General features: G+C 43.5%; 16 protein-coding genes and 1 pseudogene. 14 read left to right on the top strand and 3 right to left on the bottom strand.

All coding sequences use genetic code 11. The features are described from left to right. Together ACKI5J_RS10560 and aspT are read right to left on the bottom strand one after the other, a co-directional pair. Window positions 1–924 (bottom strand): bifunctional aspartate transaminase/aspartate 4-decarboxylase (locus ACKI5J_RS10560; protein WP_407429260.1); only part of this gene is annotated, 924 nt, incomplete at its 3' end. A gap of 36 nt (window positions 925–960) precedes the next feature. Then, window positions 961–2655 carry an aspartate-alanine antiporter gene (gene aspT / locus ACKI5J_RS10555; protein WP_407429258.1) on the bottom strand — a complete coding sequence of 565 codons (1695 nt, stop codon included), beginning with the start codon at window positions 2653–2655 and terminating at the stop codon, window positions 961–963. Between the two features lie 1066 nt (window positions 2656–3721). On the opposite strand from aspT, the gene ACKI5J_RS10550 reads away from it, so the two are divergent. Continuing rightward, complete coding sequence (locus tag ACKI5J_RS10550) at window positions 3722–5521, top strand: beta-N-acetylhexosaminidase (protein ID WP_407429264.1); 1800 nt, start codon at window positions 3722–3724, stop codon at window positions 5519–5521. A 25-nt stretch (window positions 5522–5546) separates the two neighbouring features. Here ACKI5J_RS10550 and ACKI5J_RS10545 read toward each other — a convergent pair whose 3' ends face one another. Then, complete coding sequence (locus ACKI5J_RS10545; RefSeq protein WP_407429256.1) at window positions 5547–6461, bottom strand: AraC family transcriptional regulator; 915 nt, start codon at window positions 6459–6461, stop codon at window positions 5547–5549. 329 nt (window positions 6462–6790) lie between these two features. On the opposite strand from ACKI5J_RS10545, the gene ACKI5J_RS10540 reads away from it, so the two are divergent. From ACKI5J_RS10540 to ACKI5J_RS10480, 13 genes and pseudogenes are all read left to right on the top strand, one after another. After that, window positions 6791–10024: a SusC/RagA family TonB-linked outer membrane protein gene (locus tag ACKI5J_RS10540; protein ID WP_407429254.1), complete on the top strand. Its 3234-nt coding sequence runs from the start codon at window positions 6791–6793 to the stop codon at window positions 10022–10024. Window positions 10025–10041: 17 nt separating this feature from the next. Continuing rightward, complete coding sequence (locus ACKI5J_RS10535) at window positions 10042–11955, top strand: RagB/SusD family nutrient uptake outer membrane protein (RefSeq protein ID WP_407429252.1); 1914 nt, start codon at window positions 10042–10044, stop codon at window positions 11953–11955. A gap of 31 nt (window positions 11956–11986) precedes the next feature. After that, complete coding sequence (locus ACKI5J_RS10530) at window positions 11987–13219, top strand: DUF5000 domain-containing lipoprotein (RefSeq protein WP_407429250.1); 1233 nt, start codon at window positions 11987–11989, stop codon at window positions 13217–13219. Window positions 13220–13247: 28 nt separating this feature from the next. Further along, window positions 13248–14474 carry a DUF4998 domain-containing protein gene (locus ACKI5J_RS10525; protein ID WP_407429248.1) on the top strand — a complete coding sequence of 409 codons (1227 nt, stop codon included), beginning with the start codon at window positions 13248–13250 and terminating at the stop codon, window positions 14472–14474. A gap of 43 nt (window positions 14475–14517) precedes the next feature. Next, window positions 14518–15258 carry a creatininase family protein gene (locus ACKI5J_RS10520; RefSeq protein WP_407429246.1) on the top strand — a complete coding sequence of 247 codons (741 nt, stop codon included), beginning with the start codon at window positions 14518–14520 and terminating at the stop codon, window positions 15256–15258. Next, window positions 15258–17537 carry a hypothetical protein gene (locus tag ACKI5J_RS10515; protein ID WP_407429244.1) on the top strand — a complete coding sequence of 760 codons (2280 nt, stop codon included), beginning with the start codon at window positions 15258–15260 and terminating at the stop codon, window positions 17535–17537. The genes ACKI5J_RS10520 and ACKI5J_RS10515 overlap by 1 nt, the downstream gene beginning before the upstream one ends. 41 nt (window positions 17538–17578) lie before the next feature. Then, window positions 17579–18820 (top strand): MFS transporter, encoded by a 1242-nt coding sequence (locus ACKI5J_RS10510; RefSeq protein ID WP_407429242.1) that lies wholly within the window; start codon window positions 17579–17581, stop codon window positions 18818–18820. Between the two features lie 33 nt (window positions 18821–18853). Then, entirely contained in the window at window positions 18854–19240 is a 387-nt protein-coding gene (locus tag ACKI5J_RS10505; protein ID WP_407429240.1) for a RidA family protein, read from the top strand. A gap of 8 nt (window positions 19241–19248) precedes the next feature. Continuing rightward, window positions 19249–19557, top strand: coding sequence for a UxaA family hydrolase (locus ACKI5J_RS10500; RefSeq protein ID WP_407429238.1), 309 nt, complete (start codon window positions 19249–19251; stop codon window positions 19555–19557). Continuing rightward, a complete protein-coding gene (locus ACKI5J_RS10495; protein WP_407429236.1) occupies window positions 19535–20743 on the top strand; it encodes a UxaA family hydrolase in 1209 nt (402 codons plus the stop codon). The genes ACKI5J_RS10500 and ACKI5J_RS10495 overlap by 23 nt, the downstream gene beginning before the upstream one ends. A 26-nt stretch (window positions 20744–20769) precedes the next feature. Next, a complete protein-coding gene (locus ACKI5J_RS10490) occupies window positions 20770–21600 on the top strand; it encodes an amidohydrolase family protein (RefSeq protein WP_407429234.1) in 831 nt (276 codons plus the stop codon). A gap of 22 nt (window positions 21601–21622) precedes the next feature. Then, window positions 21623–21712 (top strand): annotated as a pseudogene (locus tag ACKI5J_RS10485) (short-chain dehydrogenase); the annotation flags it as partial. Between the two features lie 119 nt (window positions 21713–21831). Next, on the top strand, window positions 21832–24114 hold the full coding sequence (locus tag ACKI5J_RS10480; RefSeq protein ID WP_407429232.1) for a family 20 glycosylhydrolase: 2283 nt from the start codon (window positions 21832–21834) through the stop codon (window positions 24112–24114). Window positions 24115–24117: the final 3 nt, after the last annotated feature.

Raw genomic sequence — 24117 nt, 5'->3', positions numbered from 1 at the left:
AGTACCGTATACATCATCGGTAACCACCATCAGACCCGGGTTATGATTTTTTACGATGTCTGCAATACGTTTTAAATTTTTTGCCGGAAGTGCGGTTGAAGGTGGATTACTTGGATTGACCACAAAAGCGATCTTTATATCAGGATCCTTCAGTTTATCGAGTTCAGAATCCGGATAATGCCAGGTATGAAATCCGTTCTTGGCAGTCGTTGAGGCAATAATATTGACGACTTCAAAGTTATACTGATCGAGGTGCGGCATTTCGATATAAGGCGTAAAGGTGGGTACCAGCAGGCCTATCTTTTCTCCCTTTTTGACCAAAAAATTCTTGACCAGGGAATCAAAAATATAGCACATAGCAGCAGTTCCGCCTTCTACGGCAAAGATGTCGAATTTTCCTTTCGGCGGTTTGCCGGCGCACATTTCCTGTAAGAGGTAATCTTGTACTATAGGCTCCATATGCGAAAGCATGCGATCAGGAACAGGATAATTAAATCCCATACTGGACTCCACCATTTCCCTTACCCATGCATCAGGGTCAAACTGGTGCTGCTTGATGCCATATTCATATGTCTTTTTTAATAGGTCACGACCGGGACTAGTTTTGACTTCCGCCAGGAATGATTCGAACCGATTGGCGATTCCTGTTTTCTCCTCTACAATACCGGCCATTCCGCCTGCTACGTCCATTACCCTTCTACATTCATCCAACGCAAACTGCCCGAATAAAAAGTAGGCTTCTCTAGGTACGGTAGCAATCCAGTTCGGATTTCCCCGGCCTGCATTGAGCATCATTCCCGTCGATTTCTGTGCACTTTCATCGGCAAGTTGGATGAGTTCATTTTTAATCTCGAAAGGGCTCATGCTCTCAAGCTCTTTCTGAGCGCTCCTTGAGATCTTGATTTTAGAAATGTTTGTTGTCATAACATAGGTGTTTTAAAATAATATTTGATTAAGGGCCTAACTCATAAGGATAATCACGACTACTCCCCATATGATAAGGAGGGTGTTACCAACGGCATAAGTGACGGTATAGCCTAACGCCGGGGTCTTGCTTTGTACTGCGTCTTGAATAGCTCCAATAGCAGCTGTAGTGGTACGTGCCCCGGCTGCACAGCCTAGTGTGATAATGGGATTGAATTTAAAAACATACCGTCCTAAGAGAATTGCTGCTATTAGCGGTAAAGAGGTTGCCAGCGCGCCTGCAATAAACAGTCCCCAGCCAGCCTCCTTAAAGCCCTCTACAAAACTTGGTCCTGCAGTAATGCCAACAACCGCAATGAACATATTCAGGCCCACATTATTCATAACCCATAAGGCCGGCTCAGGAATCCGGCCAAACGTAGGGTGCTGACCCCGGAGCCAACCAAAGACCAGTCCGGAAATTAACGCCCCGCCACTCGTGCTTAAGCTAATAGGAACCCCACTGACCCTTAATGAAAGAGCGCCAACAAGTCCGCCAATCACGATTCCCATGCCAACGAAGATCATATCGGTGGTATTGGTGGGACGGTCTGGGTAGCCAATATTAGCTGCGGCCAGGTCAACGTTTTGTTTATGACCAACCAACTCGATCATATCTCCTTTATAAAGTTTAGTGTTAGGCAACACCCCCATTTCAATACCTGACCTTTTTAAAGTTCGGATGACCACGCCATGCATGTATCCCATTGCAGTGAGCTCGCCCAGCGTTTTATTCTGTACTTCCTTCTTCACGATCATTACACTGAGGACCTCGACAGGAAAATTCAGAAGTTCCGAGTCGAGTATTTCTGTTTCATTCACCGCCACGTAATTCATCATGTATTCCCTGCGGCCGCCTAAAGCAATCACGTCATTTTCGTGGACAACGGTGTCGGGGGTTACATATGAGATCTCCTTGCCTTTTCGGATGCGTTCTACAAATAATCGCCTGCCTCTTCGTTCCAGTTCCGCCTCGATTTCTGCTACAGTTCTATTACACGCATACGATTGAGCCGATATTTTGTAAGCATTATACAGCACCCTATCGTATGCAGAAGTCATCGCAGGGTCGTCACCAACGGCATCTCCTCCGAGCTTAACTTCTAGTTCTTTGGCTATTTGAACAAGGTTGCCACCTAGTAATTTTGGACCGAGTGATGCCAGAATCCAAGCTGACCCGGCAGTCCCGAAAATGTAAGTAACGGCGTATGCTACAGGGATCTTGTTGATGAGGTCTGTCTTTTGGTCAGCAGGTAAATCCATATTCTCAATGGTGTCTGATGCGACACCAATGACGGCTGAGATAGTCTGAGATCCAGCAAGCATACCAGCAGTTAAGCCCATGTCGTAACCCATAAATCTGCCTATCAGATAGGGGAAAATCAGGCATAGAACGCAGACAATGGCGGCGTAAAACATTTGTGGTAAACCATCTTTCTTTAAGCCTCCAAAAAACTGGGGGCCAACGCTATAACCGACAGAAAAGAGAAATAGAAGAAAGAATACAGACTTAACATCCTGAGAGATAGGTATGTCAAACTGCCCCACCAGCACTCCAACCAATAGAACACTGGTGACAGTTCCCAACGTGAAATTTTTGTACTTGAGTCCGCCAATTAAATAACCCAGTGAGAGGGTAAGAAAAACTGCGAGTTCAGGATATCCCCTAAACGTTTGAATAATCCATTCCATAGACCGATATTTTAAAATGCGTAAGAGAACGTATCCCGGGTCTAACACCCGATGACATCAAAGCAGTGCTGGAGTACGCTTGTCGAAATGCCTGTACAGAGAATAATAGAACAGAAACAGGAAGAGAGGAATGAGTTGTTTATTTACTGAAAATCAAATGTTGACCATTACATCTATTTTGGGTCAAGTCATTCGGGAATTTATTCAATAAATAGACAATGATTCATAAGTGCATTTCGATTTTGTTGAAGAAATTTTGAATCAGAAGTTAAATAGAGAGTAATTCTATTTAGAGTAGCGTTAGTCTATTTTCATAGGTTTTAAGGAATTTCGTCGTGTCGTTTGCCGTCCATATTGCTACTTGAGTAATTACCTACACTAACACCGGATTTCCCGGTTGGTGATTTTTTAGACCTTACCTTTCCCATGTGACTACCTCTTTAAAGTAAAACCAATTTTTCTGAGTGAGTAACTAATAAGTGACAATGTAAGCAAAAAAGTAGGTTAATGCAGAAATTATTAATAAAAAAATATTCTTAGTAGTTTAAAGTGGAGATAGCTGAGGGAGATGTGTTGATAGTCGACTTGCTCATCAACCCACCTACTTTATCATGGGTATCAGGGTGGCAATAGTACATTGATGTTGAGCCGCTACGTTTTTTTGGAACTAATCAGAGCTCTTCCTTACCATAAAATATTGTGTTTGCCCGTCACGTTTTCAAACTATCTGACACTTTGTTTTGAGATAATTAGATTGCAATTTTGAGGCTCTTCATGCATTAGCAGTAAGTTTCAAATACCTCCATAACTCACTTCTGGCCTAACAGAAAATAAGATAATGTAGTTTTTTAGTGGTTTTGTGTATTCAAATGCTCTTTCTAATCGGCTAGCTTTACCGTATCAGGTGGTAGATATCCTTAGCATTTCTGGAACGGGTCAAAGATATTCTACTGACGAATCAATGAACTTAAAAATGGAAATAGCTCATATGTCCGCGCATCAATTCAAATTTAACCTAGTATTTTATTTCTGTCTTACGCTTGTTTCTTCATCGGTTTATGGGACGGTGCTGCCTGTTAAGATAATCCCACAACCTGCTAAGGTCGAGGTGCGTTCCGGTATATTTAAGTTATTATCTTCTACTGTAATTAAAGGTACTTGCAATGCCTCCAATGATGTTGCAAGCTTTTTTGCAACTATGCTAAAGTCTCCGACTGGCTATACTTTTAAAAGTACGGGTTCAGGAAAATCTACTATTGAACTTTCTCTAAATACTAAGCCTGTTTCAGAATTAAACAAGGAAGGGTACATTCTTGCAATCTCACCTAGCCGTATAAGCATTCTGGCTAATGAGCCTGCCGGCCTGTTTTATGGCATGCAAACCTTAATGCAGATGCTTCCTGAGGAAATAGAGAGTGGCTCAACGGTAGTCAGGGATTGGTCTATCCCCTGTGCTCAGATAATTGATTACCCTCGGTTCAGCTGGCGCGGCCTTATGCTCGACGTCAGCCGTCATTTCTTTTCTAAAGAGTTTATAAAGAAGTATATCGATCAGCTGGCAAAATACAAAATGAATGTTTTTCACTGGCATCTTACAGATGATCAAGGTTGGCGGATAGAAATAAAAAATTTACCTGAACTTACAGAGATTGGAGCTTGGCGGGCAGCACGTATGGGAAAATGGTGGACGCGAGATCCCCAGTATAATGGAGAAGCAGCCAGCTACGGCGGTTTCTATACCCAGGAAGATGTGAAAGATATTGTTGAATATGCATCTAAGCGTTACGTCACTGTGTTACCTGAGATTGATGTTCCCGGTCACAGTATGGCGGCTTTGGCGGCTTACCCTGAACTTTCCTGTACGGGTGGAAATTTCAGGGTGAATGTAGGAAACAAGTTTTATACTCTGGAAGATAATGCCCTTTGTGCTGGCAATGAATCGAGCTATTTATTTATGGATAAAGTGATTTCGGAAGTAGCTGAATTGTTTCCGGGTCAATATATACACATTGGAGGGGATGAATGCTATAAAGGTTTTTGGGCAGACTGTGAAAAATGTATCAAAAAAATGAAGGACGAAAACCTGAAAAGCACCGATGAGCTGCAGAGCTACTTCATTAAGCGCATGGAAAAGATCGTGAAAGCAAAGGGAAAGAAGTTAATGGGATGGGATGAGATACTAGAAGGAGGACTTGCACCGGAAGCGGCAGTGATGTCTTGGCGGGGAATGGAAGGTGGTACGGCAGCTGCGAAAATGAATCATCATGTTGTGATGAGTCCGGAAAGCCATTGCTACCTTGATTTGTATCAAGGAGATCCTGTTGTGGAGCCACCTACTTATTCCATGCTTCGTTTGAAGACTTCTTATGACCTCGAGGTGGTTCCTGAAGGAGTTAATCCCCAGCTGATACTTGGGGGGCAGGGCAACTTGTGGACTGAATCGGTTCCAACCTCCCGCCATGCGGAGTATATGACATGGCCAAGAGCATTTGCATTGGCAGAAACCTTCTGGTCGCAGAAAGATGCAAAAAACTGGGATGATTTTGTTTCCAGGGTTGAGCGGAATTTTAAACGGTTCGATATTGCTGGTGTAAACTACGCTACCAGTATGTACGATCCGATAATTAAATCCGTCAAGATGCCATGGCCCGGTACGATTAAGATCGATCTGTCGTCAGAGGTGAATAACCTTGATATTTACTACACATTTGATGGCAGCTATCCCGATATGTCGTCTTCTAAGTATGGCAGTCAATTAGCGATTCCCCGCGGATCGGATTTGTTTAGGGCGATCTCTTATCGGGATAACAAACCTATCGGGAAGATGATATCGATCAGCATTCAGGAACTGGAGCAGCGAAAATAGCTAAACGTATTGTTAGTAAAAAAGATTAACCGATTATCTTGTTTTTTTGTCGGTATTCTTTTGGTGACGTTCCTATGTATTTTTTAAATATGCGGGAAAAGTAGTACGGATTTTCATAGCCGAGTTCCATCGAGATTCCCTTCACATGGTCTGTTCCCAAATATAGAAGCTGACAGGCTTTCTGCATTTTCAAGTGAATGAAGTAATCCATAGGTGGCATATCTGTGGCTTTCCGGAAAAGGCAAGAAAAGTGCGATGCCGATAGCCTGTTTTTGGAGGCCATTTCTTCAACCGTAAGCTTGGTATGTAAGTTTTTCCGCATATGTTCAATAGTTCTCGTAATGATGTCTCCTTCGTAATGATCATCAGCGTGTCTTTCAGGGAACAGGAAAGTCGCCAGCAAATATGAAAGAGAAAATGAAGCGCTGATCAAGTTTTCATGGCTATAGCCCATTTCTAATGTTTTGTAAATATTTTGCCAGATCCTTATCGAATTTTCGTTTGGCGGAATAGTGGCGGGCGCATTGGAAATCTCAATGTTTAGGGATTTATTGATAACCTCTATTTTGTCGCTTGAATAATGCAGCCAATAAATCGTCCATGGAAAAAGCTCATCTGCCCAATAGCAGACGTATTTATTTGTTGCAGGTATTAGAATAAACTGATTTGGGCCAATTTCATATTGCTTATTATCTAGTATGCAATGACCTTTTCCTTGTACGCAATAGATAAGGATGTTTTCCCGACAGCCAGTTTCCCGTTCTCTGAAGTGGTGGGCGGCTTTTGGAAAGAATCCAATCTGGGTTATATAGATATGAAACAGTTCTTGTGTTTTATCTTTAGCTTCTTTGACAATTTTTTCTGGTATATAAATTACTTTTTCACCTTCAAAGCCGTCTCTGATTTTCGGCTTTCTATATATGTCAGATCCTGTTCCCATACAACGAATTTATTATTGGTTATTTATACGTATTTATTTAAAGTCCGCCGACAGCGGTAGAGGATTACATTAGAACTTCTAATGCGCAGCTCTGAAATCGCTGCTTATGGTTCTATACTAAATTAATAGAATAATGCATGGAAGAAAAGTTGAATCGCAATTAAATTGTCAGCGTGGGCGCTAGCGAGATTTCTCTATGTGTAAATAATCGAATAGTGTATTTTTCTAGATGTATCGTGTATTTTATCCGTCCGTTCAAGTGGATAGCTTTATCAATAACAAAGCAGTAAGGACAATAATAACTTTTAAAATACCAATCATCACGAATTATGAGAAAACTCTACAAAACCTTCGGGCGCCTTCTGATTTACAAGTATTCTGTCAAGTGGGTTGCTCAATTGGTTATTATCGGGGTGCTTGAAGTTTTTGCTGAGCAAGCCCTGGCACAATCGGAGAAAGTAAATATTGTAGGAACGGTTACCGATTCTCTTGGTATAAGCGTTATTGGAGCTGCAGTCGGACCTGTAGACGGGAACGGCCCCCGCACTGCTACGGACGCGAACGGAAAATTTGTCCTGGAGGCTATACCAGGGAGTTTTCTTCGGATAACGTCTATTGGCTATGTCGAAAAACGAGTGGAGGTCCCCGCAGTCGAACGTACAATTAAGGTGGTTCTACAAGAGTCGCTGACTGAGCTAAGCTCGGTTGTTGTTACGGCTTATAGCCGTAAACAGACACGGGAATCTTTGGTAGGTGCAGTAACTACTGTTAGTCCGTCGAACTTGAAAACTCCAGCCAGCAACCTTACCACAGCCTTAGCTGGCCAGGTTGCTGGTATGATTGCATATCAATCGAGTGGACAGCCAGGGCAGGACAATGCCAGCTTTTTCATCAGAGGTGTGACAACCTTTGGTTACAAGCAGGATCCCTTAATCCTGATTGATAACGTTGAGCTGACGACCTCAGATCTGGCACGCTTAAATGTGGATGACATAGAGAGTTTCTCTATCTTAAAGGATGCCAGTGCTACCTCTTTATATGGTGCCCGAGGGGGAAATGGGGTTATTCTGGTGAAGACCAAGGAGGGAAAAACAGGACGTGCCCAAATTAATTTCCGGCTGGAAAATTCAGTGTCGCAATCAGCAAAGAATCTCGAACTGGCAGATCCGATCACTTACATGAGACTTCACAATGAGGCTACACAAACGAGGAATTCACTAAATCCTTTACCATATACACAGAACCAGATTTTAAACACCCAAGCTACCCTCAATGGGGCGCCTGGAAGCAATCCTTACATATATCCCGCGGTAGATTGGATGGACATGCTTTTCAAAGATCAGACAAGCACGCAGAGAGCTAATCTAAGTGTTCAGGGCGGTGGCGGTGTAGCACGCTATTACGTGGCTGGATCATATAGCAATGATAACGGGATTTTGAAATCGGACTCTCGGAACAATAACAACAGCAATATTAAATTTCAAAATTACCAGCTTCGCTCGAATGTAAACATCGACGTTACTAAATCGACGGAGCTTGTGGTCAGGTTATCTGGAACATTTAATGAATACAATGGGCCGCGTACCGGCGATGCTTCATTTTCAACAGATCTATACAATCTGGCTATGCATACTAGTCCGGTAGCCTTCCCTGCTTACCATTTACCGGATGAGGCCAACCGGAATACCAACCATATTTTATTTGGGAATGTGGCCGGTGCTAACGGAACCAGTTATGTCAATCCTTACGCTTATCTGCTTTCGGGTCATAAGAATTATTCTGAATCAAGAATGCTTGCCCAACTCGAATTAAATCAGAAATTCGACTTTCTGACAAAAGGTCTTAATTTTCATGGGATATTTAGCACAAACAGGTATTCCCGGTTTGAGTCTCAAATGTACTATAATCCGTTTTACTACACTCACGCTAATTATGATAAGCTAACAAATCAATACTCTTTAGTCTGGCTGAATAGTCAGCCAGGACAGGCTCAGGAATATCTGAGTTATTCTCCCGGTGCCAGCACACTCAGTACATTCGTTTACTTACAAGGGGTTCTAAACTATGATCGATCTTTAGGGGAAAACCATAATATAAGTGCGTCTTTGATTGGTACCAGGCAACAATCGCTGAATGCTAATGCCCCTACTTTACTCAACGCTTTACCCTTTCGAAATCTGACCCTAGCAGGACGAACAACCTACTCTCATAAGAACAAATATTTTCTTGAATTTAATTTCGGCTATAATGGTTCAGAACGATTTTCGAAACACCATCGGTTCGGCTTCTTCCCTACAATCGGAGCATCCTGGATAGTCTCTCAAGAAAAGTTCTGGGGAGACATGGCTAATGTCTTTGAGCGATTTAAGGTGCGTGGAAGCTATGGTATGGTCGGTAATGATGCAATCGGTGCACAACGCTTCTTTTACGTATCGGATGTAAACCTGGCAGGCGGTAACTATGCGTATTTTGGAGTTAATAACGCTTACTACAGGCCAGGTGTAAGTATCAATAACTATGAAAATAACGATGTTACATGGGAGACGTCAAGGCAGGTGAACCTTGGTTTGGAATTTACGTTTCTCAGAAAACTTAACGTAATTGCTGAGGTATATCAAAATGATAAGTTTGATATACTACAGAGCCGGGCATCTATACCAACTACGATGGGTCTCGAAGCTTCTATTGCTGCCAACCTCGGAAAAGTCCGGTCGAGAGGGGTTGATATTTCGGTAGATGGAAGACACACACTTAATAGCCAATCCTGGATTTCGGCAAGAGGGAACTTGACCTATAGCAGAAATGAGTTTAAAAAATACGAAGAACCTAATTTCCGCGAAGCGTATCGGTACAATGTAGGTCAGACGCTGAACAGGGGATATGGTTATTTGGCAGAACGTCTTTTTGTTGACGACAATGAAGCAGCAAATTCTCCGGCACAAATATTCAGTTCTGGTGGTGTGGCACCAAAAGGTGGAGACATTAAGTACCGCGATTTAAACCATGACGGACGGATTGATGATGCTGACAAGACCTTCCTGGGAAATCCCTACATACCGCAAGTTGTGTATGGCTTCGGTTTATCTGCTGGCTATAAAAACTTTGATCTCTCGGGATTTTTTCAAGGGCAGGCAAGGGTGTCATTCTTTATTGACCCGGCAAGGACATCTCCATTTATCCAAAGTCCCGACAATCAGTTTATAGGAAACACTCAGCTCCTGAAAGCATTTGCTGATAACCACTGGTCTGAAGATAACCAGAACCTCTACGCATTGTATCCAAGACTAGGGGCAGAAGCGGGTTCTATCGAAAATAATACTCAAACCAGCACGTGGTGGTTACGTGATGGCAGTTTTCTACGTTTGAAATCGGTGGAGCTGGGCTATTCTCTGCCTGCATCTGTATCCCAAAAATTAAATATAAAAAAGATGCGGATCTACTTCAATGGCTTAAATCTGTTAACATTCAGTCCTTTCAAACTATGGGATCCGGAAGTAGGGGGAAATGGCTTTGCCTATCCTATCCAGAAAGTATTTAATGTCGGAATTAACGTAAACCTATAATCTAACGGAATCTGAAAATGAAATCACTTTATAAATATATCTGCGTGGCGGTGCTGGTTATCTCTTCTCTATCATGTAAGAAATATCTAGATGTAACTCCAGAAAATGTCGGAACGATAGATTATGCCTTTAGAAATCGTAATGAGGCTGAGAATTACCTTTATAGCTGTTATTCTACGGTGCAGCAACTCGCAAATACCCAATGGGACGTAGGTTTTGCAACGTCCGGTGAAATAATATTTCCAAACGACCTCACAGACAACCAGGGATTTTCGCCGATAGGATTCAACCTTATCAGGGGCACTCAAACCAGCTCTGCGCCCGGGCTTAATTACTGGGATGGATTGACGGGCGGGCTCGCCATGTTCAGAGCAATCAGACGATGTAATACCATGTTAGAAAATATTGACAAGCCTGTTGATCTTCGTCAGGACGAGAAGGAGCGATGGATCGCAGAAGTCAAGTTTCTTAAGGCTTATTATCATTTTTACTTATTTAAGCTATACGGTCCGATACCGATTATAGACATTAATCTACCTATCAATAGTTCGGAAGATGAGGTTATGGTGAAGAGAGTTCCGGTTGACTCGGTGGTTAATTACATGATAGGACTACTTGATGAAGCTGTGCCAGGGCTTCCTCTAATCATCCAGGATCAGGCGAAGGAGCTTGGTCGTATCACAAAACCAATCGCGCTGTCTGTAAAAGCTCAGATTTTGGCTACAGCAGCCAGCCCGCTTTATAACGGAAACCCTGATTATTCCGATTTTAAAGATTATGAAGGCACGCAGTTATTCAGTACTTCCGTAGATCCTATGAAATGGGACAGGGCCGAACAAGCTTGCCGTGAAGCTATCCAAATGTGCGAAACCATTGGACTTAAGCTGCATACCTTTATTCCGCCAGCTAATATCACTACCCTTTCTGATTCTTTAATGACAGTTCTAACGTTACAGACTGCCATTACTGAAAAGTGGGATATTAACAGCGAACTGGTATGGGCGTTAAATCCCGTGTTTCCGTATCAGCCATATTCCGGACCTCGTTTGACTGCTGCCTCTGTACTATCTGAGAGGCAGTATCCCGGGACTCTTGCTGTTCCCCTTGCGCAGCAGGAGCTATTCTACACTGAACATGGGGTCCCTATCAATGAAGACCGGACATGGGACTACGCAAATCGGTACAGCTTGAGAGTTGGTGATAACGCAAGTAGGTTCTATATAGAAAATGGTTATGAAACAGTCAAAGCGCATTTTAACAGAGAGCCGAGATTCTATGCCGACCTTGCCTTTGACGGTGGAGTTTGGTTCGGTAATGGTGTAGTAAACCAGAATAGTGCTTATGTAGTAAAGGCCCGGGGTAATTCTGCGATTGCCGGACCAAAGGATAGGATTCGTTTGAATATTACCGGTTACTGGCCTAAAAAGCTGGTGAATTATCTGTCTGTTCAGGATGATGGTTATGTATTGACTGATTTTCGTCTACCGGTTATCAGACTAGCTGGTTTGTACCTGCTGTATTCCGAAATATTAAACGAACAAGGTAAACCCTACCTGGAGGTAGTGGAATACATAGACAGAGTAAGGAAAAGAGCAGGTCTAGCTGGAGTAGTTGATGCCTGGACAAATTTTTCCCTTTACCCCGACAAATTTACATCGCAGAGTGGAATGCGGGAGATTATTCATCAGGAGACCCGTATCGAGCTCGCTTTCGAAGGCCAGCCAGGCTGGGATCTGCGACGCTGGAAGAAGTTGCAAAATATATTAAGTCAGCCAATGCAGGGGTGGAATATTTACGAAACAGAACCAGCAATGTATTACAGGCCTCGTATTTTGTTCAGCCCGGTATTCAATAAAAGGGACTATTTGTGGCCTATCCGAGATTATAACCTCATAGTGAACGACAAACTTGTTCAAAATCCAGGGTGGTAATTGTTGAATGAATTTATAACAATCAAAGAGTATGAAGATTATAAACAGACATTTGTACGGGCTTCTTTTCAAGTTTTGGATCCTGTCGCTAATTGCGTCATGTAAATCTGACGATGGACTGAACATGCCTGCCTCAACAGACATGACTAAGCCCGGTCAGATCAGTAACGTTAAAATTGAGAATTTTAATGGTGGATCTAACATCATTTATGATCTGCCAAATTCAGAAAATATCCTATATGTAGTAGCAAAATACAATATCAGGGATGGAGTGTCCAGGGAAACAAAAGCTTCCTACTATAGTGATACCATCAGAGTGGAGGGCTTTGCTAATTCCGGACCGGCAGAAGTGGTTCTGTATACCGTTACGCGGGCTATGGTGATGTCAGATCCGCTGAAGGTAACTGTTAACCCTGAGATGCCGGTTTACCAGAATGTGGCGAGGACATTTGTACTAGAACCTGATTTTGGGGGCGTTCATATCAAGGCGGAGAACCCCGACAAAAAAGAAATTGGAATAATGCTAACCTCCTTCAACAATGCTACCCAAGAAGTAGAAGTTTATGATCAGTATTATTCCAAATCGGAAAATATTTCTTACAGCGTACGAGGATTCGACACCACACCCAGGAATTTTGGTGTATATGTAACAGACAAGTACGGGAATATCTCGGATACGTTGAAAGCGACAATAAGTCCGCTTTTAGAGATAATGTTGAACAAGGAAAGATTTAGCCCATTCACCCTGCCGTCGGATACCCCCATTTATCCCGCGTGGTCTGTAAATCATTTATGGGACGGACAAACTGTGGCTAGTTCGACCGGTTGGCATACACAGTTTGGCAATGAGGGACCTTACAGTTGCACGTTCGGTATAGGGGGGGAACACAAGTTAAGCCGGTTTATTTTATATGCGAGGCCTGATCAGTATGCTTTCAGTCATGGTAATCCAAAGGTATTCTCGCTCTGGGGATCCAACCTCGCTTCACCGCACGATGTCAAATTGCCTTTATCGGCCCCCGAGGGTACAGTTTTGGGCGATTGGGTGAACATGGGAAACTTCCGGTTTCCTGATCCTCCCTCTGGTTTATCGCCGGGTACCACAAATGCAGCTGATAACGCCTTTATAAAAGCAGGAGTTGAGTTTATTGTACCTTCTGATGCGCCGAGGGCGAGATATTTGCGGCTTTCGGTGTCTCAGTCGTGGTCGGGAGGTGATTTCGCTCACGTTATGGAATTGACGTTCTTCGGTCAGGCTCAATAGTCCGATCGTTAGTTAAAAGATGAAAATTATGAGAAAATTCAAGTATTTAATATTTAACCTCGCAGCACTTATAATCATTCACAGCTGTAAAAAAAGTGAGCATGATAGTTTCAGAGATTTCTTTGAAGGCAAGGAGACAGTTTACCCTGGAACGGTCAAGGATGTGGTGGCTGAGCCCGGCAACCTGAGAGTGGGACTTAAATGGAAGTCGAGCTCTGACCCAAGTATCACGGGTTACATCGTCTACTATAATAACCGCGCAGATTCCCAGGTTGTTGTTGTTAACGGCAAAGAAGATTCTGTGAGGACCATCATAGAAGGACTTTCTGAGTTTCCGTATTCTTTCACCTTATATTCATATAATAGGAAAGGGAACCGCTCAATTCCGAGAGAAATAAATAACATTAAAGTGTACGGCCCCAACTATGGTAGTAAGCTATTAAACAGGCCTTACAATGCCGATAATCCGTACGAAGTGAGTAGCAGTGGACATGTCAAGTTAAATTTCGCAAATCCGGATACTCTCAACATTATCAATACAGGCACAACCATTCATTATACCAATACGGCAGGAGAAGCGGCGAAAGTAACTTTGCCGGCAGAGAGTTCATCAATAACTATTACCGATTTCAAGTCGGGTACGGAAATTACTTATCGTTCTTCATACATTCCTGTAAAGGGAGCGCTTGATACTTTTACCGTAGCAAAGACTGAAGTTTTTCCAAAGGTGTTTGGTAATGCTGCCTGCGACAAATCCCTATTCCGCTTAGTAAGTCTTCCATTTGATATGGGCGCCTTACCAGAAGCTGGTATCCAAAAACTTTGGGATGGAAGTGTCGGTCCCCAGGATTATCCTAATATATTTCATAGTGATGATGCCACCTCTCTCCCCCGCACACTCACTGTTGATCTTGGTAAGGTTTATAACAGGTTAACACAAATTGAGGAGACAGGACGTGTATGTTGTCATAATCCGGTAGAGTTCGAGGTATGGGGTATTGCTGATACAACCAACGCTATCCCTACAGTTCCTTCAAATAGTCCAGTTTGGGCCGAAAATGCGAGATCCAAAGGATGGATGCTCTTGAAGGAGGTAGTTAGAAATGACGATGGGGTCAGTCCAAGGAAGTTCGAGCTGGAAAGCCATGCCTCTCCTGTACGTTATGTCCGGATTAGAGTTAAACGGACTGCCAACGGAAATACAAGCAATGTTAATATGAGCGAGATAGCCCTGTTTTACGACGTTTTTAACTAGAGCAGTTACACCTGAATAATTTAAGAAATACCTAACAATTGATATGCGTTACGAATTGATGTTCCCGGCTCAGATACGGGAAGCGATAGACAAGAATACTCCGGTTGCTTTAGCACTTGGCGTGTTGGAGTACCATGGAGAACATTTGTCGCCTGGGGTCGATACTCTTCTAGTAATTAGAGCTCTAGATATATTGGAAAAGGAGATCCCCTTGGTAATACTTCCTCCGTTTTTTTACGGAGCGAGCAGTTTCGCTGTAGAACCTCCCGAGCGGAAGGGAACAATACATGTAGCTGCCGAAATTCTGCAGCCATTTGCACGGCAGCTCTTCTACAACCTATTGCGTATAGGCTTTCGTAACATACATGTATTCGTACACCACCAGTGCGAAAACTTTGAACATGGCATGCCTACTGACCTAAGCTTTAAGTTAGCAGCAAAACAGGAAATTTTCTCATTCATTGAAAGAGAACAGGGGGAAGGCTGGTGGGGTAACGAAGCATCAGCCGAGTATTATGAAGACCAGGCAATTGATCAGAGTCCTTTCAACTGGATATCCATTCATCCTTTTATGTCCCAGGCTGCCCGGGAAGAGTTTCCGGTAGACCATGCCGGGGAGCAGGAGACGTCACTAATGATGGCCTTTTGTCCTGAGGCCGTTGATATGGACCTGTTTTCCGAAGAAAAGTGGTACTCAAAGACTGCAAAGAATGCTTCTCTGAAGTATGGGAATAGAGCTAAGGATATGATTTTAACGGACTTAAAAGAAAAATTGCAGCAATAATGAGACGAGTTATTTTGATCCTGCTATCCTGGATTTTAGTCAATTCCCATGGTCTGGCACAATCAGAACTGCCTCGTGGTAGTTACCCGCCTGCAATTGACTTTAAGCACTTTCCCAATCGCGCATTCGCTGTAGTCTGGCGAAACTGGAATCTGATAGAGCCAGAACGTATAGCAAAAACGATCGGTTGTAGAGGGAAGGATGTTGTTGCGATGGCCCGGGCTATGGGTTTGCCTCGGGCGCAGAAGATCCCTGCAGATTATGAGAAAAACATGTACATAACCGTGCTTAGACGAAACTGGCACTTGCTTCCTTATGAGCAGTTATTAACCTTGTTGAATATGTCTGTAGAAGAGCTTAACAGCGCTCTAAAGAATGACGATTTCCTATTCGTCAAGTTAGGTAATCTGAAGCCGAATTGTGCACCTGTTAAATATGAAGTTCCGGGGGCGAAAGAATTGTTGCGTGCAAAGGAGATGAGAGAGCTCGTTCACAGGTATTTTAATGGACTTCAAAAAGGTGCAGAGCTGCCATTCAGCTTTATAGAAGATCTCAAGACTCCTGCAAAGAATTATTCCATTAAAATGGATGAGGGTGCCAAGGGGTTGCGTTTTATTTACTCATATTTTGGCGTCTTCGGAGATCCTTTGATTGATAATTCTGTCGACCCCTATCCCGAAGGGCTGCTGGCCAAACTTGCCGAGCGAGGTGTTTCGGGAGTGTGGATGCATGTCGTTCTGGATCAAATGGCTCCCGGGGGACCGAAATTTCCAGAATTTGGGGAGGGGCACCATGAACGTATTGCAAACCTCAGGAAAATTGTTCAGCGAGCGAAGAAGTATGGAATTGATGTGTATCTATACATGAATGAACCCCGGGCGATGCCGTCTGACTTCTTTAGAACACGGCCGGAAATGGAAGGGGTAGGTGAAGGAGACTTGAGGGCAATGTGCACAAGTAACAAGGATGTGAATGAATGGATACATAACTCTCTTGCGTACATTTTTAAGCAATTACCCGGACTTGGAGGTGTATTTACTATTACGGGTTCAGAAAATTTAACGAGCTGTGCTTCTCACGGACAGCAGCAAAATTGTCCAAGATGCAGCAAGCGGGAGTATGCGGATATAATAGCCAGTGTAAACAAAACTATCGCAGATGGCGTACACGAAGGAAACCCAGCAGCTAAGGTTATTGTATGGGATTGGGGCTGGTCTCATGTAGCTGCGGAAATAATACCCAAGTTGCCCAAATCTGTCTGGTTCATGTCAGTAAGCGAATGGGCTACGCCATTTCAAAGGGGGGGAGTAAACGCATCGGTTGGGGAGTATTCTATTTCAGTATCAGGGCCAGGTGATCGTGCCAAAACGAACTGGAGGATTGCTAAGAACTCCGGACTTAAAACTGTTGCAAAAGTCCAATTTAACAATAGCTGGGAGTTGTCGGCCGTTCCTTGGATTCCGGTTACTGATCTCGTTGCCAGTCATGCCTCGGCACTTGCAAAGCAGGACGTAGATGGTGTGCTTCTAAGCTGGTCTTTAGGGGGATATCCCTCTGTCAATCTCGAGGTTGCAGAAGCATTCTCGAAAGAGCCATATGCTGAAATTGATACGGTTTTAAACCGGCTGGCTCACAAGTATTATGACGCACAGTCAGTGCCACTTGTAAGAAAAGCTTGGACCGCATTTAGCGAAGCTTTCCGTGAATTTCCGTTCTCAGCGGAAGTTATTTATAAAGCGCCTCTTCAGGTTGGTCCGGCAAACCTCCTATTTTCCCAGCCAAGCAATTACTCGGCCACTATGGTAGGTCTTCCGTATGATGATTTGAACAGCTGGGCGGGGAATTATCCCCGGCATGTTTTCATTTCTCAGTTAGACAAACTTGTTGATCGCTGGAAAAGTGGAATAAGTTTGTATAAGGAAGCGGTAGAGTTGAGCTCGCACGCACGGAAGGCAGCAACGATAAAAGACTTTCGCATTGCGGAGGCAGCACTCCTGCATTTCTCATCAGTGGCAAATCAAGCAAAATTTGTAGACTGCAGAGATAGGCTACGCAGGACAGATATTTCTGAAAGCCTAAAGGACTCGCTAAAAGGACAGATATTTCATCTGCTGCAGGAGGAAATCAGGATAGCCAGAAAGTTGTATCAGCTGGCTGGTGCAGATTCCCGCATCGGCTTTGAAGCTTCTAATCAATATTATTATACTTCTCAGGATCTCATAGAAAAGGTGATCAATTGTGATTTTGTGGAACAAGAAATCAAGTCAGAACAAAACTGATACAGCACGGATCAAAGGATTAAATGAAAAATCAAAACTAAATGGATTACACTAAAAAGACACCTCTGATGCCGATGCTTATTATAAGCTCAATGTATATGATCCTGGGATTCTCGATTGGAATAAACGCTTTTTTCGTTCCGTTTGTCCAAACTGCATTTGATGTTTCTACAGCAACATCATATCTTATTATGACCGCGACCTTTTCGGCGTATGTCGTTTTCGGTATTCCGTCTGGGATAATCATAAAAAGGACAGGCTATAAAGGAGGAATAACAACTTCGTTCCTGATTTTAGCTCTGAGTTTTTTCCTGGTAGGTTATGCCGCCCAAATAGCAAGTTTCTCTCTATTTTTACTCGCGCTATTTATATCCGGCGTGGGTCAAACCCTGCTTACCGGAGCGGTGAACTCCTATGTCACTATTCTCGGTCCGCATGAAAGTGCCGCTAAGAGAATTTGTATAATGGGCATAGCAGATAAGCTGGCCTTTGCAGGGGCTTCGTTTATTTTAGCAGCTTATATCAACTTAACGGCGGTGAGCCTCACCCAGGTTATAGCTCCCTTTTATATTATCGCCGGTCTTCTTGTTCTGATAGGAATAGCATCATACTTCTCGCCACTGAAAGAGCTTAAAGCTGTGGGAGAAGATGTTGGAGATGTCGTTGCCAGCCATAGCGATCAAAAGACAAGTATTTTCGGATATCCCCATCTCTTTTTAGGCATTCTTGCAATATTCTTTGATATAGGAGTGGAAATAATAGCCTTAGGAACCATTAATGATTATGCGGTAGTGTTAAAGCTGCCCTCGCCAGAGAACTACGTTTGGTACGCTTCTTTTGGAATGGTGGCCGGTTATATTTTGGGAGTGAATTTTATCCCGCATTTTTTAAGTCAAAGCGCAGCTCTGATATGCTCCTGTTTGATCGGTCTAGCTACATCGATTGGAATAGTGCTGGTGCAGCCAGCCATCTCCATCTACCTTGTAGCAGTTTTAGGCCTGGCTAATTCTCTTCTCTGGCCGGCTATTTTTCCTCTGGCACTTAAAGACCTCGGTGAATTTACCAAAATGGGCTCATCTCTGCTGGTGATGGGTATTATTGGGGGCGCTATAATACCGCTCGTCTTCGGTTTCCTTGCGGATAAGTGGACCTATCAAAACGCCTATCTAATATGTTTGCCCTCATACTTGTATATCCTTTACTATGCTCTCTATGGGAGCAAGATTCGAATTTCTAAAAAAAGGGCTATCCGTGATTATGCTTCAGGTTATGTGTCCGGATAAGCAATGAACCTTACCGCATTATATAAAAATATTATGACTAAAGTAAAAATAGATCATCCTAACAGAGATGAAAACTTTGTAAGTGGTGCTTTTTCAGACGGTTTAAAAGCGGGTGAACTGCTGTTTGTTAGCGGTCAAGGGCCAGTAGACTTCAAGACCTCAACCTTTGTTCTTGGTACAATTGAGGAAGAAACTCGTCTTACCCTCAATAATATTAAGGCCATTATTGAGAATGCCGGAGGTACAATGGACAGTGTTGTTAAGTGTACTGTACACTTGAAGGACATCGCCGATTTTGACGCTTTTAATAAGGTGTATTCTGAATATTTTTCTGGAGTAAAGCCGGCGCGAACCACAGTGCAATCTGTGTTAGTGGAAGGCATCAAAGTAGAAATCGATTGTATTGCAAGAACGAATTAAACATTCTTATGAAGTCACAAAATAAACTGATAAAGATTAACCCTGCGGATAATATTTACGTCGTTAGTCAGACTATCTTGCCTGGAGACAGGCAAGAACTAGATGACCAGGAAATTCATTTTTGCATTATGCTTGGAATCGGGCATAAAGTGGCCGCAAGACCAATAGTAAAAGGTGAAAAGATTATCAAATTCGGAGTTTCTATCGGATCGGCTACCGAGGATATTCCCGCAGGCACTCATGTACACCTCCATAACCTGAAAAGCGACTATCTATCAACCTATACTCTTGATAATGAATTTATTAATTCAAACTGAAATGCTGGGATACCTGCGACAGGATGGTCGAAAGGGTATACGTAATGTCGTGTTAGTTGTGTACCTTGTGGAGTGCGCTCATCACGTGAGCAGGGAAATCAGGTCTCACTTCCGGGATCAGCCTGTAACCCTTATTGGTTTTCCCGGTTGCTACCCTAACGCTTATGCTGACAAGATGATGAACGCCTTGTGCACGCATCCTAATGTTGGCGCAGTCTTGCTGATATCGTTGGGATGCGAAAGCTTTAATCGAAACCGACTGAAGAAAACCATTGAGGAGAGCGGTCGTCCGGTGGAACTTATTGGTATACAAACAGCAGGCGGGACCAAAAAAGCGATTACTGATGGTATCAGGTTTATTTCCTCGGCACTAGAAGACCTTGAAGGGGTCCCGCGTGTGTCATTTTATGCAGAAGATATGGTGGTAGGGGTAGTGTGCGGCGGTAGCGATGCCACGAGCGGTATTACGGCAAATCCTGCTGTGGGCCGGGCTTTCGATTTAATAGTAGAGAACGGCGGAACAGCGATATTTGAAAATACTGGTGAAATGATAGGCCTTGATGAAATGGTAGCCGAAAGGGCGGCAACCCCCGCACTCGCGCATGAGCTGAGAGCAACTCTTTATAAGGCGGCAAATTACTATTCAATAATGGGACACGGCAGCTTTGCTCCAGGGAATGCCGAGGGTGGACTAACTACGCAGGAAGAAAAATCGATGGGCGCCTATTGCAAGACTGGAAAGTCACCTATTTCGGGAATGATAAAGCCAGCGGATATACCAGGAAGAAAGGGGCTTTTTTTGATGGATATCGTACCCGACGGAGAACCGCGTTTTGGGTTTCCTAATCCGAACGACAGTTCAGAGATTGCTGAACTTATCGCATCGGGAGCGCTTTGTGTTCTATTCACCACGGGGCGGGGCTCAGTGGTCGGTTCTGCCATCTCTCCTGTAATAAAAGTATGCGCAAATCCGGACACGTTCAAAAGAATGGAAGAAAACATGGATATAAATGCAGGGCGGATCTTGTACGATGAGGCAACGCTGGATGAGGTAGGAGAAGAGATTGTTGCTAAGATCTTAAGCCTTGCTTCTTCTGGACAGACTTCATCTGAAAGATTAGGGCATGAAGAATTTGTTCTGGGATATAAAACATTTGAACCAATAGGGCCAGCATGTATGCCGTGAATAACTCAACACAACTAATGTAGCTCATGAAAATCGATAGTCACCAACATTTCTGGAATTATGATCCTGTAAGGGATAGCTGGATAAACGATGAGATGGCGGTTATTAGAAATGACTTTGCCCCTGCTGATGTCCAGCCCATGCTAAGAGAGAGTGGCTTTGACGGTTGCATAGCTGTGCAGGCTGATCAAAACGAAACTGAAACAGCTTATCTGCTACGTCTTTCAGATGAGAACGATTTTATTAAAGGGGTAGTCGGCTGGGTGGAATTCAGGGCTAATAATATCGCGGAACGTTTAGAATACTTTTATCAGTTCAAGAAGCTGAAAGGGTTCCGCCATATTGTACAATCAGAACAACAGATAGACTATCTGTTAAGGGAAGACTTCTGCAACGGTATTTCAGGGCTGGAAAAGTTCGGCTTTACTTACGATATCTTGATATATCCGAAGCATTTAAAGTATGCATTGGAGTTCGTAAAGCGGTTTCCTAATCAAACGTTTATTCTCGATCACTTAGCTAAACCCTTTATAAAGGATCAGTTGATTGATGATTGGAGAGAACATATCAAACAGTTCAAAGTGTATGAAAACGTCAGTTGCAAACTGGCCGGACTGGTTACAGAGGCTCACTGGAAACGATGGAACCCAAAGCAGTTCCAGAAATATGTGGATGTTGTTTTCGATGTATTCGGCCCGGATAGAGTGATGTTTGGCAGCGACTGGCCTGTCTGCACACTGGCCGCTTCGTTTCGCGAAGTAGTTGAGGTGGTTGAGCATTGCACATCATTTTTGAATGCCGAAAACAAGCGGAAGCTTTGGGGAGAAAATAGTATACGTATTTACAAGCTTACTTAGATTGTCACGCCCAAGTTATAATCCTTTAGGAAACCGGATGACGGCGACCAAAGAAATTGCAAGTACAGCCGTTTTTTTACTATCCGAAAGATCAAGTCATACAACCGGTTAGCTTGTGCACGTGGACGGCGGATACGTGCATCTAGACAGGGCTGTTTCCAACCGCTAGATGGGGAAAAGGTTCCAATAAAAAATAATCCAATGAAGATAAACTGGCAAAAAACAGAGTACATGATTAAGCTAACAGCGATGCGTTCCCTGATCCAAATGGGGCTGCTGCTTTATTGGGCTGCTCCGATAGCAGCGCAGCCCTCAAGTTCTCTTTCTATTATTCCTGAACCTCGGGAAGTCGAAACAGTCAATGAGCATTTCTCTCTTTCACCGAAAACAGTCATATTCTATTCGGGCGAGGCTGCAAAAGATGCGGGAGGTCTGTTAAAAGAATTTATTAAGGAAAAATATGGTTATAAGCTTGCTTTGAAAGCTGCGCGCGCTTCGTCGGCTTCTGCTATTTGGATCGAGGTAGATCGAAAGGCTGCTTCAGAAGGATATCAATTATCTATACGTAACAGAAGCATACGACTAACAGGGAATATAGCGGGCCTTTTTTATGCATTACAGACGCTTCAGCAACTGGCACCCGGGGCGAGTGATAAGCTTCCCTCATTTTCAGGAGTTATGATAAAAGATGAGCCTCGCTTTGCTTACCGAGGTTTGATGCTCGACGTATGCCGCCACTTTTATTCCTTATCATACATAAAGCAGTTTTTAGATGTCATGGCGCATTATAAGCTAAATAGGTTTCATTGGCATTTAACAGATGATCAGGGATGGCGGATAGAGATAAAGAAATATCCGAAGCTGCAAAGTGTAGCCGCATGGCGTGAACCGGTTGATAATGTGAGGAACTCAAAATTTATCAAAGATGGGCGCTATGGCGGTTATTATACACAAGAAGAGGTGAAGAATGTGGTAGCCTACGCAGCAAAGCGCCACATCACAGTAGTACCGGAGATAGAAATGCCTGGGCATTCTACAGCGGCGCTTGCCGCTTACCCGAATTTAGGATGTACGGGAGGCCCTTATAAAGTGATGCAGCACGGTGGAATAATGAAGGAGGTGTTTTGTGCTGGAAACGATTCAACGTTCTTGTTTCTACAGGATGTATTAACTGAAGTAATCCCGCTGTTTCCGGGAGAGTACGTTCATGTGGGTGGAGATGAAACCCCAAAAGATCGCTGGAGCGAGTGTCCCAAATGCCAGAAAAGAATGAAAGAGCAAGGTCTAAAAAATGAGCATGAGCTGCAAAGCTACTTCGTGCAGCGTGTGGAGAAATTCGTAAACAGCAAAGGCCGAAAGATTATTGGTTGGGATGAGATTTTGGAAGGGGGGCTGGCACCGAATGCCACAGTAATGAGTTGGAGGGGAGAAATTGGTGGAATTGCTGCAGCACGCCAGCGGCATGACGTAATCATGAGTCCCTACACTTATTTTTACCTTGATTATTACCAGGGTGATCCCGCAACAGAGCCTCCTGCTTTTCCTGCTTTTTTGCCTTTGTCAAAGGTGTATAGCTACGAGCCTTTGTCAGATGCCCTCAGTGAAGAACAGCATCAGTATATCAAGGGGGTGCAGGCAAACTTATGGTGCGAAAACATCCGTGACGAACGACATGCCAATTACATGTTGTTCCCACGTGCCCTGGCTTTATCTGAAATAGGATGGTCGGCTGCCTCAGCAAAAAACTATATCCGCTTCCATGAAAAACTGAAAATGCGATTAGCAGCTATGGAGCAAGATGGAATTAACTTCCGCATACCCGAGCCCTTGAATTTGAGAGATGAAATCACTACCAAAAGCAGCGTTTTAATCGATCTTTCACCTACAGTAGAAGGAGCAAGTGTGTATTATACGCTTGACGGAAGTGACCCAACAAACGCAAGCGAAAATTATACCAAACCTTTTCTCCTGGCTTTAAAAGATGATGAGCCTGTCGTATTAAAAGTGATGCTTGTATTAGGATCGGGAAGACAGAGCGCAATATATTCTGCGGAATATATTAAGAAACCATTTAAACCGGCGTTATTAGTGAATCCCCTGAAAAATGGTATTGGCTATCTGACATCTAATGATAAAGTTTCCCTTGCTAAAGAAATGCAAATATCCGATACCAGCTCCCGAGGTTTGCTTCAGGGTTTCAATGTCAGCTCCCTTCCTACACAGCCTCAGCTTGGAGTTATATATGACGGATTTATCGCAATCGATGCTGATGATATCTACACGTTTAAGTTAACGTCGGACGACGGGTCGGTATTGTATCTCGATGATGAACTGGTCGTTGATAACGACGGTGAGCATGCTCCAATGGAAGTTTTAGGTTCGATGCCCTTGCGAAAGGGCTACCACAAAATTCGCCTTCATTACTTTGATGCAGGAGGAGGGAGGCACCTGGATCTGAAAGTAAGTAACTCTCAGGGCGACTATCCGCTTACAGGTAGGCTTTTTACCGACTAAAAA

The sequence above is a fragment of the Arcticibacter sp. genome (genome assembly GCF_045629565.1).
Lineage (GTDB): Bacteria > Bacteroidota > Bacteroidia > Sphingobacteriales > Sphingobacteriaceae > Arcticibacter.
This window is presented reverse-complemented; position numbering and strand designations above follow the sequence as displayed.